The organism is Flavobacterium sp. KMS (assembly GCF_000813005.1).
In the GTDB taxonomy this organism is placed as follows: Bacteria; Bacteroidota; Bacteroidia; order Flavobacteriales; family Flavobacteriaceae; genus Flavobacterium.
On sequence record NZ_JSYP01000004.1, the window covers coordinates 71,100 to 89,529 of the forward strand.

Below are 18,430 nucleotides of genomic sequence, written 5' to 3' on the forward strand. Positions count from 1 at the left end.
GAAATCGAGGTTTTTTGTTTTTAGTCTTTACGCCATTTTTTTGTTTCGTCAAAAATGTGCTCCAAAATTGCAGCTTCAGTTTCATCAAAATCAATATTTCTTCGTCCCATAACTAATTTTGCAGTTTCAAAAGCTTTCTTAGTTACATAGGTAGTAAAACCTGCTGCTCCACCCCAAGAAAAACTTGGTACAAAGTTGCGAGGAAAACCCGAACCAAAAATATTAGCACTTACTCCCACTACAGTTCCTGTATTAAACATGGTGTTGATTCCGCATTTACTATGATCTCCCATCATTAAACCACAAAACTGAAGTCCGGTTTTAGCAAATCCTTCGGTTTCATAACTCCATAACTTTACTTCTTCGTAATTATTTTTTAGATTCGAATTATTAGTATCTGCACCAATATTACACCATTCGCCTAAAACTGAATCGCCTAAAAATCCGTCATGCCCTTTGTTTGAGTTTGCAAAAAGAACCGAATTCTTAACCTCACCACCTATTCTAGATCCTACACCTACTGTTGTAGCTCCATAAACTTTGGCATTCATTTTTACTTGTGCATTTTCGCATAAAGCAAAAGGCCCACGAATTACAGAACCTTCCATAATCTCGGCATTCTTACCTATATATATAGGTCCTGTAGAAGCATTTAAAGTAACAAACTCTAATTTTGCTCCTTCTTCTATAAATATATCGTCGGGATTAATCGTATTTACGCTTTTTGGTATTGGCTGTGATTTTCTGTCTTCGGTCAAAAAGTCAAAATCTTCACGAATTGCTGCAGCATTTTTAGAAAAAATATCCCAAGTATTCTCTACTGTTATACAATCACCTGTATACTGTATGATTTCATAAGAGTCAAAATCGACTTCTTCCTGATTTTCATTTGTATAAAAAGCAATAACTTCTTCTCCTTTAAAGATAGCTTGGTTCGTTTTTAAATCCGAAACAAGTTCTGCTAAATCATTATTAGGCAAAAATGAAGCATTGATCATTACGTTTTCTTCCAACTCGACCATTGGATATTTTTCCGATAAATATTCTTCGGTTATTGTAGTTGTAGTTGAGCCTAAATGCATTTCCCATTTTTGACGTATGGTCATAATTCCGATTAAGATATCGGCAACAGGTCGGGTAAATGTAAAAGGCAATAAGGCATTCCGGACGGGCCCGTCAAATAGAATGTAATTCATAAATTAATTTAATTTGGCAATATATTAAAATCCTGATTTGGTTATCGAGACCAAAGTTACAAATATTTTATTTCTTACAATTATAACGATAAGACTTCTTAGTCAAGCATTAAGGTAAAATAATCATACAAAAAAAGCCTTCCAAAAAGGAAGGCTTTGATTTATTTAAAAACAAACTAAAATTATTTAGCGTGTTTAGCGTATTTAGTTTTGAATTTGTCAATACGTCCTGCAGTATCGATAAGTTTAGATTTACCTGTGTAAAAAGGGTGAGATGTTCTAGAGATCTCCATTTTTACAACTGGATATTCAACTCCATCAACTGTTATTGTTTCTTTTGTATCTGCAGTAGATTTAGTGATAAACACATCTTCATTTGACATGTCTTTGAATGCAACTAATCTGTAATTTTCTGGGTGAATTCCTTTTTTCATCTTTACTTTTTATTTATTGTTTGGAGTGTTTTAATTTTGAAGCTTCTTCGTGGTTAGAAAAAGGTGTAAATGCAACTACTCTTTTTGTTTTAAAACGTTTAATTATTTCAGTTTGCAAATTTACATTTATTTTTTAATAAACAAACCTTTACTCTCTTTTTTTTATATAAAATCGAAAAGCATTTTTTATCCACGAATATATTGGGAATTGCTATATTTGTGGATTAATTTTAAAACATATAAATTATGATTAATGAAGTTATAAAAAAGAACGGAATTACTTACGGTGTAATAATTGGAATTGTTTTAGCACTAATTACTGCAATAATGTATTCAATAGACCTTAAACTATTTGTTTCGGGATGGATTGGAGGATTAACATTTGTTATTTTTCTAGCGATAACTATTGCATTATTAGTAAAAACTAAAAAGGATTTAAATAATATTTTTTCTTTTAAAGACGCTTTCACGACTTATTTTATTGCTGTACTTATAGGTATCTTAATTTCTACTTTTTTCAACATCATCTTATTTAACTTCATTGATCCTAGCGCGAAAGAAACTTTGGGCGAATTAATTAGAAAATATATGGCCGAAACATTGCAAAAATTCGGAACTCCGGCATCGGTAATAAATGAAACTCTGGCAAAAATGAAAGAAAGCAATCCTTATGCTACTGGAGAACTATTAAAGGCTCTAGTATTTAGTATTGTTGGCTACTCTATATTAGGATTAATTTTGGCTGCCTTTTTTAAAAGCAAAACTACATATCAAGAATAAAATAAATGAATTTATCTATACTTATACCGCTTCTTAACGAAGAGGAATCACTTAAAGAGCTATACAGCTGGATTATTAAAGTGATGCAATCTAACAATTACTCATATGAAATCATTTTTGTAGATGATGGAAGTACAGATAATTCTTGGAATATTATTGAAGGTTTTTCTAATGAAAATCCGAATGTAAAAGGTATTCGGTTTATGAAGAACTTTGGTAAATCACAGGCTTTACACGCTGGTTTTGCCAAGGCTAATGGTGATGTTATCATTACTATGGATGCCGATTTACAAGATAGTCCAGATGAGATTCCTGGATTATACGAAATGATTACCAAAGAGAAATTTGATTTGGTTTCTGGTTGGAAAAAGAAACGTTATGACTCTGTTGTAGCAAAAAATTTACCGTCTAAATTATTTAATTGGGCTGCCAGAAAAACTTCGGGTGTTGAATTAAATGATTTTAATTGCGGATTAAAAGCGTATAAAAACACTGTTGTTAAGAACATTGAAGTTTCGGGCGAGATGCACCGATATATTCCTGTTTTGGCAAAAAATGCTGGTTTTAATAAAATTGGTGAAAAAGTAGTTATTCATCAGGCTCGTAAATACGGCGAAACCAAATTTGGGATGGAACGTTTTGTTAATGGCTTCCTGGATTTGATTACAATTTGGTTTTTATCAAGATTCGGAAAAAGACCTATGCACTTATTTGGTTTATTAGGTTCTATTATGTTTATAATTGGTTTCTTACTGGCTTTATACTTAGGAATCGACAAATTATTTATTCATAAAACTAGTAGATTAATTACTGAAAGACCTCATTTTTATTTATCAATAACATCAATGATAATAGGAACTCAGTTATTTTTAGCAGGATTTTTGGGAGAGATTATTTTACGAACTAAAAACAATGAAGCGCGTTATAAAATAGCAAATCAGGTTAATTTTTAGGACATACCTAGCCCTGATGGCAGCGGCATCCTTTATGTTTTTTCTTTAAAAACATAAAGATATAGCGAACAGCAGGAGATTGCTTCGAGAAATCGAAATATTAACTCCTGAAATCACATTAATTTTTTTGACTTACAATTTAAATAATATACAAATGAATATAGCACCTAACATTTTAACTGCTGTAAACGAATGGCTGACGCCAGCATTTGACAATGAAACACAATCGGCGATTAAAGAGATGATGACAACATCGCCAAAAGACCTTGAAGAAAGTTTTTATAAAAATTTAGAATTCGGAACTGGAGGAATGCGTGGCGTTATGGGTGTGGGAAGCAACCGCATTAACAAATATACGCTTGGAAAAAATACGCAAGGTCTTTCGGATTACATGCACAAAGTTTTCCCGAACCAAACTCTAAAAGTGGCAATTGCTTACGATTGTCGTCACAACAGTAATACACTTGCAAAAGTTGTTGCTGATGTTTTCTCGGCAAATGGAATTCATGTGTATTTATTTTCGGATATGCGTCCGACTCCTGAATTGTCTTTTGCTCTTAAGCATTTAGGTTGCCAATGTGGTATTGTACTTACTGCATCGCACAACCCACCAGAATATAATGGTTACAAAGTATACTGGGAAGATGGCGGACAAATTGTTCCTCCGCAAGATGCAGAAATCATTGCTACGATTGAAAGCTTAGAATATGATAAAATTAAATTTCACCCTAACGAGAAATTAATTGAATATATAGATACTGAGATTGATAATGCTTTTATCAATTCATCTATCGAAAATGCAAGTTTTAATACTCCAGCTAAAGCTAAAGAGGATTTACAAATCGTATTTACTTCTTTACACGGAACTTCGATAAAATCGATCCCTCCTACTTTATCACAAGCAGGTTATACTAATGTGCATATTGTACCAGAGCAAGCTGTCCCTAATGGTGATTTCCCAACTGTAAAATCTCCAAATCCTGAGGAACCTGAGGCTTTAACAATGGCTCTTGCTCTAGCAGTTAAAACAAACTCAGACATTGTTGTTGGTACTGATCCTGACTGTGACCGTCTTGGAGTTGCTGTTCGTAACAACGAAGGAAAAATGATTTTGCTAAATGGTAACCAAACCATGATTTTAATGACTTCTTTCTTATTGAAAGAATGGAAAAAAGCGGGTAAAATTAACGGAAAACAATTTATAGGTTCTACTATTGTTTCGACTCCTATGATGATGGAACTTGCGACAAGTTATGATGTAGAATGCAAAATAGGCTTGACAGGTTTTAAATGGATTGCCAAAATGATTAAAGATTTTCCTGAGCTTGAATTTATTGGTGGTGGAGAAGAAAGTTTTGGTTTTATGGTTGGTGATGCTGTTCGCGATAAAGATGCCGTTGCTGCAACTTTATTAATTTGCGAAATGGCAGCTCAGGCAAAAGCTAGTGGAAGCTCTGTTTATAAAGAACTTTTAAAACTTTATGTTGAGCACGGATTTTATAAAGAACACTTAGTTGCATTGACCAAAAAAGGAATAGAGGGATTACAAGAAATTAATCAGATGATGATTAATTTACGTGAGAATCCTGTAAAAGAAATTGACGGACAACGCGTAATAATGGTAGAAGATTACCAATCATCGACTGCGTTAAACTTATTGACAGATGAAGTTTCTGAAATGAGTATTCCGAAATCGAATGTATTAATTTATTATACTGAAGATGGCTCTAAAATTTGCGCAAGACCAAGTGGAACTGAGCCGAAAATTAAGTTCTATATTAGTGTAAATACTCAACTTGACTCAGTAGAAGATTTTGATGCAACTGAAGCTATTTTAGATAATAAAATAAAAAATATTATTGCAGCAATGCAATTAACTTAGTTTAAGGATGAATGTGCTTGCAACAAATGATGCTCCGCAACTATTAAATTCGATTATCGATTTAATAGACAAGACACGTCATGTTGTTGCCAAAACCGTTAATCAGGAACTTACCTTATTGTATTGGAATATTGGAAAAAGTATAAATGATGAAATTCTAAACAACGACAGAGCCGATTACGGGAAAAAACTTATTCTGAATTTAAGTACAGACCTTTCCAATAGATACGGAAGTGGGTTTAACAAAAGAAACCTTCATAGTTTCATAAAGCTTAACACTGTATTACAGGATATTACAACTGTGCACACAGTGTGTGCACAATTGAGTTGGTCACATATTAGAACTCTAATTTACATTGAAAACACTATAAAACGAGAATTCTACATTCAGATGGCTATTCATGAAAGATGGAGTGTAAGAACTTTACAAGAACGAATAGACAGTATGCTTTTTGAACGAACAGCTATCAGTAAAAAACCAGAACAAACCATTATCAATGAACTTGAGCAATTAAAAACGGATAAAAAAATAAGTCCTGATTTAACTTTTCGAGATCCTTACTTTTTGGATTTTCTAGGATTACATGATAGTTACTCTGAGAAAGATTTAGAGAGTTCTATTTTGGCGCAGCTTCAATATTTTATTACCGAAATGGGAAGTGAATTTGCTTTTTTGGCGCGTCAGAAAAGAATAACAATTGATAATGAAGATTTCTATATCGACTTGCTTTTTTATCATAGAGGCTTACGAAGTTTAGTCGCAATAGACTTGAAACTCGGAAAGTTCAAAGCTGGTTACAAAGGTCAAATGGAGTTATATCTTCGTTGGCTAGAGAAAAACGAGCAAAAAGAAGGAGAAAACAAACCTATTGGATTAATTCTTTGTAGTGAGAAATCTCCCGAACAAATTAACTATTTGATGCTCGACAATGATGAACACATTAAAGTAGCAGAATATTTAACTCTATTACCTGAAAAAAAATTATTGCTAGAAAAACTGGAAAGAGCCATAGCTATAGCAGAAAATAACACCCAAAAATAAATGAACAATTTCAAAAAAATATTTCCTTTTATATTTCCGTATAAAAGATATGCTTACATGAATATTTTATTCAATATTCTGTATGCATTATTCAGTACACTTTCGTTTATGGCGTTGATACCTATGATGCAAGTATTATTTGACCAAACGAAACGTAATACCACAATACCTGTTTATGAAGGCATTTGGGAACTGAAAAGTTACGCAGAAAACTACCTAAGCTACTACATTACCCAAGCAACAGATAATTATGGTGTAGGCTATACGCTATCGGTAATGGTATCAATCATTATTTCTATATTTTTATTGAAAAACCTATGCGATTATCTTGCTATGTTTTTTATTAATTTTTTAAGAAATGGTGTTTTAAGAGACATGCGAAATGCCATGTATAAAAAAACTCTTGAATTACCTCTATCCTTTTTCTCCGAAAAAAGAAAAGGAGATGTTATCGCTCGTATTGCAGGTGATGTAAATGAGGTACAAACTTCGTTTCTGGCAATTCTTGAACTTATTGTAAAAGAACCTCTTACTATTGTATTTACAATTATTGCAATGCTTGCTATAAGCCCACAATTAACTCTTTTTGTTTTTATTTTCATTCCCGTTTCTGGATATATCATATCATTGATAGGAAAACAATTAAAGAAACAATCGACTAAGGCGCAACAAGAACAAGGAACATTTTTATCTACTATCGAAGAAACTTTAGGCGGATTAAAAGTGGTAAAAGGATATAACTCTGAAAATTATTTCAATGGAGTTTTCCAAAACTCAACTCAACGTTTCTTTAAATTATCAAACAGTATTGGTAACCGCCAGAACTTAGCTTCGCCTGCGAGTGAGTTTATGGGGATTATGGTTATCGCTATATTACTTTGGTACGGTGGACAGATGGTTTTAATAGAAAAAACATTAAACGGCGCTTCATTCATCGCTTATATGGGATTGGCTTATAATATCCTTACTCCTGCAAAAGCTATCTCTAAAGCTTCTTATGGTGTAAAAAGAGGTAATGCTGCTGCTGAACGTGTATTGGAAATTCTTGATCAGGAAAACCCTATTACAAGTAAGGTTGACGCTATCGAAAAAACAACTTTTGATTCGAATATAGCTATCAAAAACATCAACTTTAAATATGAAAATGAAAATGTATTAAAAGACTTTTCTCTTGATATTAAAAAAGGACAAACTGTTGCTCTTGTTGGGCAATCTGGTAGCGGAAAAAGTACTATTGCTAATCTTCTTACTCGTTTTTATGATGTAAACGAAGGTTCTATCTCAATTGATAATATCAACATTAAAGATATGTCTTTACATTCTCTTCGTGGTTTGATGGGATTAGTAACTCAAGACAGTATCTTATTTAATGATACTATAAAAGCTAATATTTCATTAGGAAAACTAGACGCTACTGATGAAGAAATCATTGCAGCACTAAAAATTGCTAATGCTTTTGAATTTGTAAATGAATTACCTCTTGGTATTTATACTAATATTGGTGATAGCGGAAACAAACTTTCTGGCGGACAAAAACAACGTTTATCGATTGCTCGTGCTGTCTTAAAGAATCCTCCAATTATGATTCTTGATGAGGCGACATCTGCTCTTGATACCGAAAGTGAAAAATTTGTACAAGTAGCTCTTGAAAACATGATGCAAAACCGTACTTCGATTGTTATTGCTCACCGTTTATCTACTATCCAAAAAGCAGACCTAATTGTTGTTATGCAAAAAGGTGAAATTGTTGAGCAAGGCACTCACGAAAAATTAATAGCTCTAAACGGAACCTATAATAAATTGGTTACCATGCAGTCGTTTGAATAATTTTTCATAAATTAGAGATACATTAAGAAAATACTTATGTATCGCCACAACTCAAACATAACTCTTCCCGAAGACCCAAATACAATAGTCTGGAAATACTTGGATTTATCCAAGTTTCTAGACTTATTGATGTCTAAAAAACTATTCATGTCTCGTTCTGATAAATTCGAAGATCAGTACGAGGGCACGTTTAGCGAACCTACTTACGAAGAGATAAAAAAACTCGCTATAGACAATCCCGAGTTTATAGATTATTACAAAACACATCGCGAAAAAGTAGCCATAAGCAGTTGGCATATCAACGAATATGAATCGTTTGCTATGTGGCAAATTTTCACTCAAAACAATGAAGGATTAGCGCTTCAATCGACCATTGGGAGATTACAAAAAGCCCTGAAACCTGAGAATAATTTTGACCAGTATATTGGTGAAGTAAATTATATTGATTACAAGAAAGAATACATTCCGTTTGATGATTTATTCTTCCCTTTTTTATTCAAAAGAAAAAGTTTTCAATATGAGCGTGAAGTGCGCATAATCACTGATTCTTCTAAAAGTGACATCAAAATCAACGACGGACTAAGAGTTGATGTTGACCTAAAATATCTTATCGAAAAAATATACATTCATCCAAAATCAGAGAACTGGTATAAAAAACTTGTGATTGATTTAGTTCATAAACTAGGTTACGATTTTGATATCGAAAAATCAGATCTTGAAAGTGATATTTTAATCTAATTTTTTTCCACAGATTTAAAATGATTCTTACTCTAATCTGAAACAGAAAAGCCATTAAAATTTAAATTTTAATGGCTTTTCTGTTTTTACAAAACTTTTAAGTCTAAACGCTTAAATAGGCTTATAGCTGATTACTTTCCAATCTTTGGCCGCTAGATTAATGTAGTTATAATGTAAAACGTCATTTTTATCAAACTGACCATTTTTGTTGGTGTCTTCGATTGTTCTAAAATACAAGCGATTTTTAGACTCTATAACATTCCAATCTATCAGTTCCTGGAAATCATCAGAAACCTTAGTAAATCTTTCTCCACTGATATCACTTAAATACAATGCTTTTATATCACTTGTATCTAATTTTCCATCTTTATTAGTATCCATATCTACCATGGTATACACCATAACATGATTGTGCGTTTTATCGGCAATTGCTTTTAAGTAAGTAGCCGTCTGAATTAATACCGCTTTATCTGTTAATGGTCTTATAGAATCTGAATCTATTTTCTGAAATTTTAAATTTTGCAAATATCCCGTAATTTCATATTCTCCAATATTCGAAATTGTAAAACTTATATCATTCACACTCGATGAACCATAACGCGCTTTAGTTCCTCTTTCATATACTCTTACGTCTCCAACTGGGTGAATCAAATAATTTGTTCCTTCCATCTGGATTGGCAAATCGGCAATTGCAACTTGAGTAGAATCTACCTTGGCAATTACTTTTGAACCTGTAGACGCATCGTAAGTAACCTTTGGTTTCTCGACTTCATTCTTGCAACTCACTAAAAGTAAAACAGAAAGACTTATGATGGATATATGTAATTTTCTCATGTTGTTTTATTAAAAAATAATTTCAAATGTAATCAATTTTAAAAATGGTTAGCCTATTTACAGTCAATTTATGCGTTCTAAACTAGCTTTTCCATTGGTTTTTATAACCTTGCGGTTAATTTTATATTAAAAACTCTCGAAGTCATATAATTAGGAATTGCATATTGATTTTTAGAATATACATCACGAACCCAAGTATTTGTTATCGCATTTTGATTATCAAAAAGATTGAAAATTTCAAACCCTAATGACAATTCTTTAAACTCTTTAAAAAACTTACTTTTTGCAACTTTATTATTATCAATAAAAACTTTAGAGAACCCAACATCTACTCGGCGGTAATCTTTTAACCTGTTTTGATATAAATACGGATCTGAATATGAAGGCGAACCTCCAGGCAATCCTGTATTATAAACTAAATTTAAATATATTTTTACACTCGGAATATTAGGCATATAATCCTGAAACAAAAGAGCAAATTTTAATCGTTGATCTGTTGGTCTGGCTATATATCCTTTATCTTCATAATTCTCTTGTGTTTTTAAATATCCAAAACTAAACCACGATTCAGTTCCCGGCACAAACTCTCCATTTAATCTAAGATCTAAACCTTGAGCATAAGCCGTCGCGTTATTATTGGCAATATATCTAATTCGAACATTATCGATAGTATAAACATTTACATCTGTTAATGATTTATAATACAACTCCGAAATAAGTTTAAATGGTCGGTTCCACATTTTAAAATTATAGTCATTACTCAAAACTACATGTACAGATTGTTGCGCCTTTGTATTTGGTAATACTTCTCCACTTGCATCACGTAATTCTCTATAAAAAGGTGGCTGATGATATAACCCTCCCGAAAGTCTAAAAACCATATCCATATTCCAATCTGGTTTTATCGAAAATTGAGCACGTGGACTAAATACAATCTGATTTTTTCCTTCGACAATTCCTCCTGATACTTTCCAATCCTGAAAACGAACTCCTGCATTGTACCAAACTTCACTAGAACCTAAAACTCCTTTTCGGCTCCATTGTGCATAACCCGAAAATCTATTTATAGTATTAAAATTTGTTGCTCTAACATTTTGGTACGGTAACAATGGTCCTGTATAAGGTTCGTATGGCTGATCGTTTTTAGGCAAAACTACAAGAGGCGGATTTACCGAAAAACCTGCAGAATCAATCATCTCCCACTCTGCTACACGATCACGTATAGATTCACGAGTATATTTTACTCCAAATTCAATAAGATTTTCTTTCCAATTATAAATTCCTTTTAATTCAGCATTTACAATTAAAGCATCTAAATCATTACGTGCATGATTTAATTGCGTACCAATTCCCTTAGTATAATCTACTTCTTGCAAAACAACCGAACCATCACTATCTACTTCTCCCAAGCGATATTGCGCCAAGATATCATAATGTTCTTGCTCTTGTGTATGAAATATAGAACCTATAAATTTTAACGTAAAATCTGAAGAAACATTATATGTTGATTTTATTGCTCCAAAATACGTATCATATTTATCTCTTTCTTGCCCTTCATAATATACCGCAAGCGCCATTGGTTTATCGATAGTTCCAAATTTGGTTTCACGAGTTAATGGCTGGTATAAATATTTATTTTGAGAAAGGGCACCTAGAAAACTCCATTGCCATTTTGCCGAAGCAATGTAATTTACATTCGTCTGGATATCTGTATACGAAGGCGTATAATTAGTTTGAGTATCCTGGCTATTTACAAGCATACTATTATTACGATAGCGAACTCCTGTAATTGCCGACCATTTTTTATTTTTAGAAACCGCATCGACTGCAATACTTCCGCCAAGAAAACTAGCTTCAAAAGCTGCTCCGAATTTTGTTGGCTTTCTATAAGTAATATCTAATACCGATGAAAGCTTATCTCCAAACTTAGATTGAAATCCTCCTGCCGAAAAATCAACATTCTGAACTAAATCTGTATTCGTAAAACTTAAACCTTCTTGTTGTCCTGAACGAATCAAGAAAGGACGATATACTTCGATCTCGTTTACATAAACCAGATTTTCATCATAATTTCCTCCACGAACAGCATATTGTGTACTAAGTTCATTATTACTATTTACACCTGGTAATGTTTTTAATATATTCTCAATTCCAGGATTAGCTCCCGGAATTTTCTTTATCGTTACTGGATCTACAACTGTAATTCCCTGAACACGCTTTTTATTTGCCATAACAACAATTTCGCCCATTTGTTCGGCATAACTATTCATAACAGGATTAAAAACAAAAATTTCATTCGGTTTTAAATTCACTGTTATCGTCATCATTTTCTGCGAAATGTGAGTAAAAACAATAATCACTTTTTTATTAGACGGAACCAAAATATCAAAAAATCCATCCGAGTCGGATTGTGTTACATTTCCCGAATGGGAAACATTTACATCAACAACTGGGAGGTTACTTTCGTCCAAAATCACTCCTTTTACTCTAGCATTTTGAGCAAGTGAAACAAAACCAATACCTAAAAAAAGGAAAACAAATAGCAGATTCTTATTCAAAAGTTATATTTTTATTTTGTTTGACTTCTAAAAAAACGAGTCTCAAAGATAGCAGAATTCCCCACATTATCAACAACTTCTATTTTTAAATCATTCGCTCCTTCGGCTACAATACCATCATTAAAATCATGAGTTATCTTTTTGGTTTTATTATCATACTCAAACAAAATCCAATTTCCGTTTAAATACCCATTGTAAGATTTAATCCCCGACATACTATCACTAATAGTAAACTGAATTTTCTTTACATCACTAATCCATTTATCCTGAATTGTTTTTGCAATACTAATTGTTGGCTTGATTGTATCCAGAACTAACCCAAATTGCCCTAAGGTTTTTGACTTAGCTGTATAAACATTGTCTTTACGAGATGTAGCATTATAACTACCGCTCTTTCCTGTAATTCTGCCTATATAAACTTTATCCTTAAGATTTTCGGGATATTTACCATCTTCTATAGTAATTGTAAAATTAGAATGAACCGGAACTGTATCGTCATGAATATAAATGCGGTCATTTTTTACATCAAAATTCAAATTAAAATCATCGTAAAATGTTCCCGCAGGAAAAAACACTGACATATTGTTCTTAGAGAAATTAGCATCCTTATTGTATTTTACCAAATAATTTGAAGCTTCAGGTGTCGGATTCACAATTGCTGGTAATGAATCATACTGAACTGGAATATTAACTGTATTTATATTTCCATAAAAATCCGAAACTTCTACACGATACGCCGAAGCTAAATTTGGTACAACCGGAAGCACTCCGTTCAGAGCATCCGTTTTTATAATGCTCAAGGCAAAAGGCGTTTTCATAAACAACTTTTGTACTCTCTGTCCCGTTTTTTTATATCTAGGGTAATCAATTAATACGTTTATGTATCGCATTTCATCAAATGAATACGTATTAAATTGATATCCGAAATTAGAATTTCCGTTATAAAAAGACTCTACTTTATAAACCCCATTTTTATTAAACGAAACATCGTCATAATCAACAGCAGTAATTCCAAAACCAATTTTTCCGTTTGTAGCAACCCTATCAGACAAATAAGTTCCATCTTTTTGCAATGTCAAATTAAGCATTAAAGGGACTTTCGATTGATTAACAGTTGTATTATCGTCAAGCGGATAAACATATAAATTAGAAATTACTGGCTTTTTTGTATCTCTAACATATTTATCAAAACCAAAAAGCATTGGATTAATAACAAACTCCGTTTTAGAATCACGGAATTCAAAATGTAAATGCGGTCCCTCTGAAGAACCTGTATTTCCAGACAATCCTATCAATTGTCCTTTGGTAACAACCATTTCCCCAGGTTTCAAGAACATTTCGATTTCAAATGATTTCTCCTGATAATGCGTTTTCTTGATGTATTCCTGAATTGTCCCAACCATACTTTGCAAATGTCCATATACAGATGTGTAACCATTTGGATGTGTTACATACAAAGTTTTACCATTTCCGAAAGTCGAAATTTTAATTCTCGAGATATATCCATCGGCAACAGCGTACACATTCAGCCCTTCTCTTTGATTTGTTTTTAAGTCAAAACCAGCATGAAAATGGTTTGGTCTTAACTCCCCAAAGTTCCCAGAAAGCTGCATTGGTATATCTAGTGGCGGTCTAAAATAGTCTTTCGGATAATCTGTCTGAGCAGAAATAAGATTACAAAATAGCAGAAAAAGTACAGAATATCTCATGATTTACATTTTTGCTAAGATAAAAAAAAGTTAGTAAAATAATTACTAAAATCACAAAATACAATACCTTGAATTCCATTAATTTGCTATTTTTAATGCAAAAAAATCGATAAAATATTGCATTAATAAAAAGGAATACTAACTTTGTATGATTAAGTAATGAATAGGATTTATAATGAGTGTAATTGCCGAAATAATTGATACTCTTGAATATAAAGTAGAAAAACTTTTTGCGAAGCTAAAAGGTTTAGAAAAAAACAATCAAGAACTAAAGTTAGAATTAACAGAGGCTAAGCACACCATACACAAACAATCGGAAGAGATTGAGGCCCTGAAAAAGCAGTATGAAACACTCAAAATCGCCAATTCTTTACTTGGCAGTAACGATAATAAGAGAGATACAAAGCTTAAAATAAATTCATTAATTCGCGAAATAGACCACTGTATAGCACAACTATCAGACTAGTAACAACATGGACGAAAAGCTTAAAATAAAAATATCAATCGCTGACAGAGTTTACCCACTAACGGTCGAACTATCACAGGAAGAAGGACTTAGAAGTGCTTCTAAAAAAATTGATGTTATGATTAAGCAATTTGAAGAAAACTATGCTGTTCGCGACAAACAAGACGTTTTAGCCATGTGTGCATTACAATTTGCATCGCAAGTAGAGCAAAAACAAATTGACAAAGCAACTGATAGTGATGAAACTATCGAAAGAATTAAAAGATTAAATACCCTTTTAGATCAATATCTCGAAAATTAAACGTTCTTTACAGAAACTAAGATACTGCCTACATTAGTTCATATTTGGTAAACTCAACACTAACAAATTAGAATGAGCAAATCATCACTACTAAAGCATGCCACGCTCCGGCGAGGAAACTTGAACAGTGAGTTAGCTCAAAACTTGTCTTTTCGAGTTTATACAAGCAACCTAATGTAGGCTTTTTTATATATAAATTTTAACAAACATGGACAGCATAATAACGATCATTATTTCAGGAATTATAGGTGTTGCTGGGGGTTTTGGGATAGCCAAAATCATAGAAAAAAGCAATATTTCCAATTTAATCAAGAACTCAAAAAAAGAAGCTGCATCGATTTTAAAAGATGCTAATCTGGAAGCCGAAAACATTAAGAAAGATAAAATTCTTCAAGCAAAAGAAAAGTTTATTGAATTAAAATCAGAGCACGAACAAGTAATCCTTGCAAGAGATAAAAAAGTAGCAGAAGTAGAAAAAAGAGTACGCGACAAAGAATCTCAAGTTTCTAATGAATTATCAAAAGCCAAAAAGACTAATGATGATTACGAAGCTAAAACTCAGGAATACACTAATAAAATTGAAGTTTTAGACAAAAAACAAGCTGAAGTTGATAAATTACACAAAAGTCAATTACAACAATTAGAAGTAATTTCAGGTCTTTCTGCAGAAGAAGCTAAAAACCAATTAATGGAAGGCTTAAAAGCAGAAGCAAGAAGTAATGCAATGTCTCATATTCAAGATACTATTGAAGAAGCAAAACTTACTGCTCAACAAGAAGCTAAGAAAATCATCATTAACACAATCCAAAGAGTTGGAACAGAAGAAGCAGTAGAAAACTGTGTATCTGTATTCAATATCGAATCGGATGATGTAAAAGGAAGAATCATTGGTCGTGAAGGTAGAAACATCCGTGCGCTAGAAGCTGCAACAGGTGTTGAGATTATTGTAGATGATACTCCAGAAGCAATTATCCTTTCTTGTTTTGACCCTGTACGTAGAGAAATCGCTCGTTTAGCATTACACAAATTAGTTACAGATGGTCGTATTCACCCAGCACGTATCGAAGAAGTTGTTGCTAAAACTGCAAAACAAATTGATGATGAAATCATTGAAGTTGGAAAACGTACAGTAATAGATTTAGGAATTCACGGTTTACACCCAGAATTAATAAAAGTTGTTGGACGTATGAAATACCGTTCTTCTTACGGTCAGAACTTATTACAACACTCTAGAGAAGTATCTAAATTGTGTGGTATTATGGCTGCCGAATTAGGACTGAACGTAAAATTAGCTAAAAGAGCTGGTTTACTTCACGATATTGGTAAAGTTCCAGATACTGAAAGTGATTTACCTCACGCATTATTAGGAATGCAATGGGCTGAGAAATACGGTGAGAAAGAAGAAGTTTGTAATGCAATTGGAGCGCATCACGATGAAATCGAAATGAAATCACTATTATCGCCAATCGTTCAGGTTTGTGATGCTATTTCTGGTGCAAGACCTGGTGCAAGAAGACAAGTATTAGATTCTTATATCCAACGTTTAAAAGACCTTGAAGAAGTTGCTTACGGATTTAATGGAGTTAAAAACGCCTACGCTATTCAAGCAGGTAGAGAACTTCGTGTAATTGTAGAAAGCGAAAAAGTATCTGATGATAATGCTGCAAGTTTATCATTTGATATCTCACAAAAAATACAAACCGAGATGACTTACCCAGGTCAGGTTAAAGTAACAGTAATACGAGAAACAAGAGCGGTAAATATTGCAAAATAAGCTCTCTTTATAATCATAAAAAAACTCCTCAATTGAGGAGTTTTTTATTTATAATACTTTTCCTTTTTTTTACCATTAAGAAATTAAGGGAAATTAAGTTATGCATCTTATTTAATTATTCAACCGCAAAGGATGCAAAGATTTACGCAAAGTTCGCGAAGTCTTTATTAAAGTAAATTCAGAGCAAATAGAGTATATACTCCATCAATTATATTTTACAATCTCATTAACTCAAACTTACCCTGAAATTATCGAGTTATTGATAAGCATTCTTCGACTCCGCCCAGAAAGACAAGTTTGCTGGTATTACGCTCGTTTTGAATCTTAGCCACTCAGAACCTTAGTACCTTAGAGCCTTTGCAGCTCTGAACCTTTGCAACTCTGGACCTCAGAACCTACAAATCATCATTAAATATAATTTTAAATACAGTTCCTTCACCAACAACACTTTCTACAGAAACCTCCCCTTTCATAGATTCTATTTGGTTTTTTGTAATATACAATCCAATACCGCGAGCTTCTTTATGTTTATGAAAGGTTTTATACATTCCGAATATCAAATCGCCATAGCGCTCTAAATCAATTCCGATACCGTTATCTTTAATTTTTAAAGCTTTGCGACCATCTGGTTCAATTGCAAAAATAAACTCGACTACAGGCGCTCTATCAGGATGAGCATATTTTATAGCATTCGTAGTAAAATTCAATAAAACACTTTCCAGATAGGCAGGATTAAAATTAATCGTTACATAATCTGGTACATTATTATGTATTACTATTTTGGTTTTTGCGCTAAATGCCTTGATTATAGAAACTGTCTTATCAATACTATACCCCAACTTAAGAGGTTTTATAACAATATTGAGATTACTCTGTATTTGAACAATCTGAGTTAAATTAGAAATAGTATCATTTAAATCATTAGAAACCGTTCGTAAATGCACCAACATCTCATCAATCGTTTCTTTACTATGATCTTCATCGATAAAATCAAGAATACTCTTAATATTACCTGCTTGAGTATTTAAATTATGAGAAACGATATGAGAAAAATTAAGCAATCGACTATTTTGATCACTAAATAGTTTCATTGTTTTAATGAGTTCCAGTTCTTTCTCTTTTTGATAAGAAACATCTGTATGCGTACCCAAAACACGCAATGGTTTTCCGTTTGAATCTCTTTCGATAACTTTTCCCCGATCGAGAATCCATTTGTATTTACCACTAGAAGTTAATACACGATGGTAATTTTCATAATAAGGTATTTTATTATCAAAATGCTCTTGAATATCCGAATAATACTTAGGCAAATCATCTGGATGCACGATTTTATCCCAACGTTCTGGATCATCAAAAATATCATTAGATTCTAATTCTAAAATTTTCAACGATAAAGACGAATAAAATACTCTGTTTGTTACCATATCCCAATCCCAAACACCAACTGTAGATGCGTCTAAAGCAAACTGAAACCTTTCTTCTGAAATTTTAAGTTTAAGCTCCTGATCTTTTATATCCGTTACATCCGAAATCCGTCCGTAGAAACTAACCAGACCATCTGGAGAACCTTCGGATTTTGCACAAACTTTTAGCCACCGAATCTCTTTTTTTGGTAAAACTACCCGAAACTCTACTTCCCAGGGCGTTAGTGTTTTTCGGGCTTTAGATAGTGAAGTAATAAACATATGTCGATCTTCAGGATGCACTCTTTCATACATCGCAAATTTACTTCGATTTGTAAATTCTGTTGTTGGTAACTCAAAAATCTCTTCCATGGCTTTACTAACCAAAGGAAAAGAATAAGTATTATCGACATCGATAATAAATTGAAAGATTAAATCGGGAATTTCGGCAAATAGTTTTTTGTAAAAGTTATTCAACTTCTGACAATTTTCATCTTCATATAAATCAAAAACCATAATTGTGTCTGTGTAAG

15 protein-coding genes are annotated in these 18,430 nt (G+C 32.6%); 9 read left to right on the forward strand and 6 right to left on the reverse strand.

Annotation, left to right across the window (positions count from 1 at the left end; translation table 11 throughout):
• Positions 1–20 precede the first annotated feature (20 nt).
• Positions 21–1,196, reverse strand: coding sequence for a GlmU family protein (locus OA93_RS06070; RefSeq protein ID WP_039112249.1), 1,176 nt, complete (start codon positions 1,194–1,196; stop codon positions 21–23).
• 182 nt (positions 1,197–1,378) lie between these two features.
• Positions 1,379–1,630 carry a type B 50S ribosomal protein L31 gene (locus tag OA93_RS06075; RefSeq protein ID WP_039112250.1) on the reverse strand — a complete coding sequence of 84 codons (252 nt, stop codon included), beginning with the start codon at positions 1,628–1,630 and terminating at the stop codon, positions 1,379–1,381.
• A 246-nt stretch (positions 1,631–1,876) separates the two neighbouring features.
• Here OA93_RS06075 and OA93_RS06080 point away from each other — a divergent pair, with 246 nt between their 5' ends.
• The 6 genes from OA93_RS06080 (at position 1,877) to OA93_RS06105 (ending at position 8,852) form a co-directional block, all read left to right on the forward strand.
• Entirely contained in the window at positions 1,877–2,410 is a 534-nt protein-coding gene (locus tag OA93_RS06080) for a DUF4199 domain-containing protein (RefSeq protein WP_039112251.1), read from the forward strand.
• A 5-nt stretch (positions 2,411–2,415) separates the two neighbouring features.
• Entirely contained in the window at positions 2,416–3,363 is a 948-nt protein-coding gene (locus OA93_RS06085) for a glycosyltransferase family 2 protein (protein ID WP_039112252.1), read from the forward strand.
• Positions 3,364–3,517: 154 nt separating this feature from the next.
• Positions 3,518–5,245 carry a phospho-sugar mutase gene (locus OA93_RS06090; RefSeq protein ID WP_039112254.1) on the forward strand — a complete coding sequence of 576 codons (1,728 nt, stop codon included), beginning with the start codon at positions 3,518–3,520 and terminating at the stop codon, positions 5,243–5,245.
• A gap of 7 nt (positions 5,246–5,252) precedes the next feature.
• Positions 5,253–6,287, forward strand: coding sequence for a PDDEXK nuclease domain-containing protein (locus OA93_RS06095; protein WP_039112255.1), 1,035 nt, complete (start codon positions 5,253–5,255; stop codon positions 6,285–6,287).
• Positions 6,288–8,114, forward strand: a complete 1,827-nt coding sequence (locus OA93_RS06100) for an ABC transporter ATP-binding protein (RefSeq protein WP_039112256.1) — start codon at positions 6,288–6,290, stop codon at positions 8,112–8,114.
• A 36-nt stretch (positions 8,115–8,150) separates the two neighbouring features.
• Complete coding sequence (locus OA93_RS06105; RefSeq protein WP_039112257.1) at positions 8,151–8,852, forward strand: hypothetical protein; 702 nt, start codon at positions 8,151–8,153, stop codon at positions 8,850–8,852.
• Positions 8,853–8,963: 111 nt separating this feature from the next.
• Here OA93_RS06105 and OA93_RS06110 read toward each other — a convergent pair whose 3' ends face one another.
• The 3 genes from OA93_RS06110 to OA93_RS06120 form a co-directional block, all read right to left on the reverse strand.
• Positions 8,964–9,686, reverse strand: a complete 723-nt coding sequence (locus OA93_RS06110; protein WP_039112258.1) for a hypothetical protein — start codon at positions 9,684–9,686, stop codon at positions 8,964–8,966.
• A gap of 101 nt (positions 9,687–9,787) precedes the next feature.
• Complete coding sequence (locus OA93_RS06115) at positions 9,788–12,244, reverse strand: carboxypeptidase-like regulatory domain-containing protein (RefSeq protein ID WP_039112259.1); 2,457 nt, start codon at positions 12,242–12,244, stop codon at positions 9,788–9,790.
• An 11-nt stretch (positions 12,245–12,255) separates the two neighbouring features.
• The gene (locus tag OA93_RS06120) at positions 12,256–13,953 is read right to left on the reverse strand and encodes a M23 family metallopeptidase (protein ID WP_039112260.1); all 1,698 of its coding nucleotides are present in this window, start codon (positions 13,951–13,953) and stop codon (positions 12,256–12,258) included.
• Between the two features lie 175 nt (positions 13,954–14,128).
• Here OA93_RS06120 and OA93_RS06125 point away from each other — a divergent pair, with 175 nt between their 5' ends.
• The 3 genes from OA93_RS06125 to rny all read left to right on the forward strand — a co-directional run bounded on the left by OA93_RS06125 (position 14,129) and on the right by rny (position 16,494).
• Complete coding sequence (locus OA93_RS06125; RefSeq protein WP_039112261.1) at positions 14,129–14,419, forward strand: hypothetical protein; 291 nt, start codon at positions 14,129–14,131, stop codon at positions 14,417–14,419.
• Positions 14,420–14,426: 7 nt separating this feature from the next.
• Complete coding sequence (locus tag OA93_RS06130) at positions 14,427–14,720, forward strand: cell division protein ZapA (protein WP_039112262.1); 294 nt, start codon at positions 14,427–14,429, stop codon at positions 14,718–14,720.
• 208 nt (positions 14,721–14,928) lie between these two features.
• The gene (rny, locus tag OA93_RS06135; RefSeq protein ID WP_039112263.1) at positions 14,929–16,494 is read left to right on the forward strand and encodes a ribonuclease Y; all 1,566 of its coding nucleotides are present in this window, start codon (positions 14,929–14,931) and stop codon (positions 16,492–16,494) included.
• Between the two features lie 395 nt (positions 16,495–16,889).
• Here rny and OA93_RS06140 read toward each other — a convergent pair whose 3' ends face one another.
• Entirely contained in the window at positions 16,890–18,413 is a 1,524-nt protein-coding gene (locus OA93_RS06140; RefSeq protein ID WP_039112264.1) for a PAS domain-containing protein, read from the reverse strand.
• Positions 18,414–18,430 lie beyond the last annotated feature (17 nt).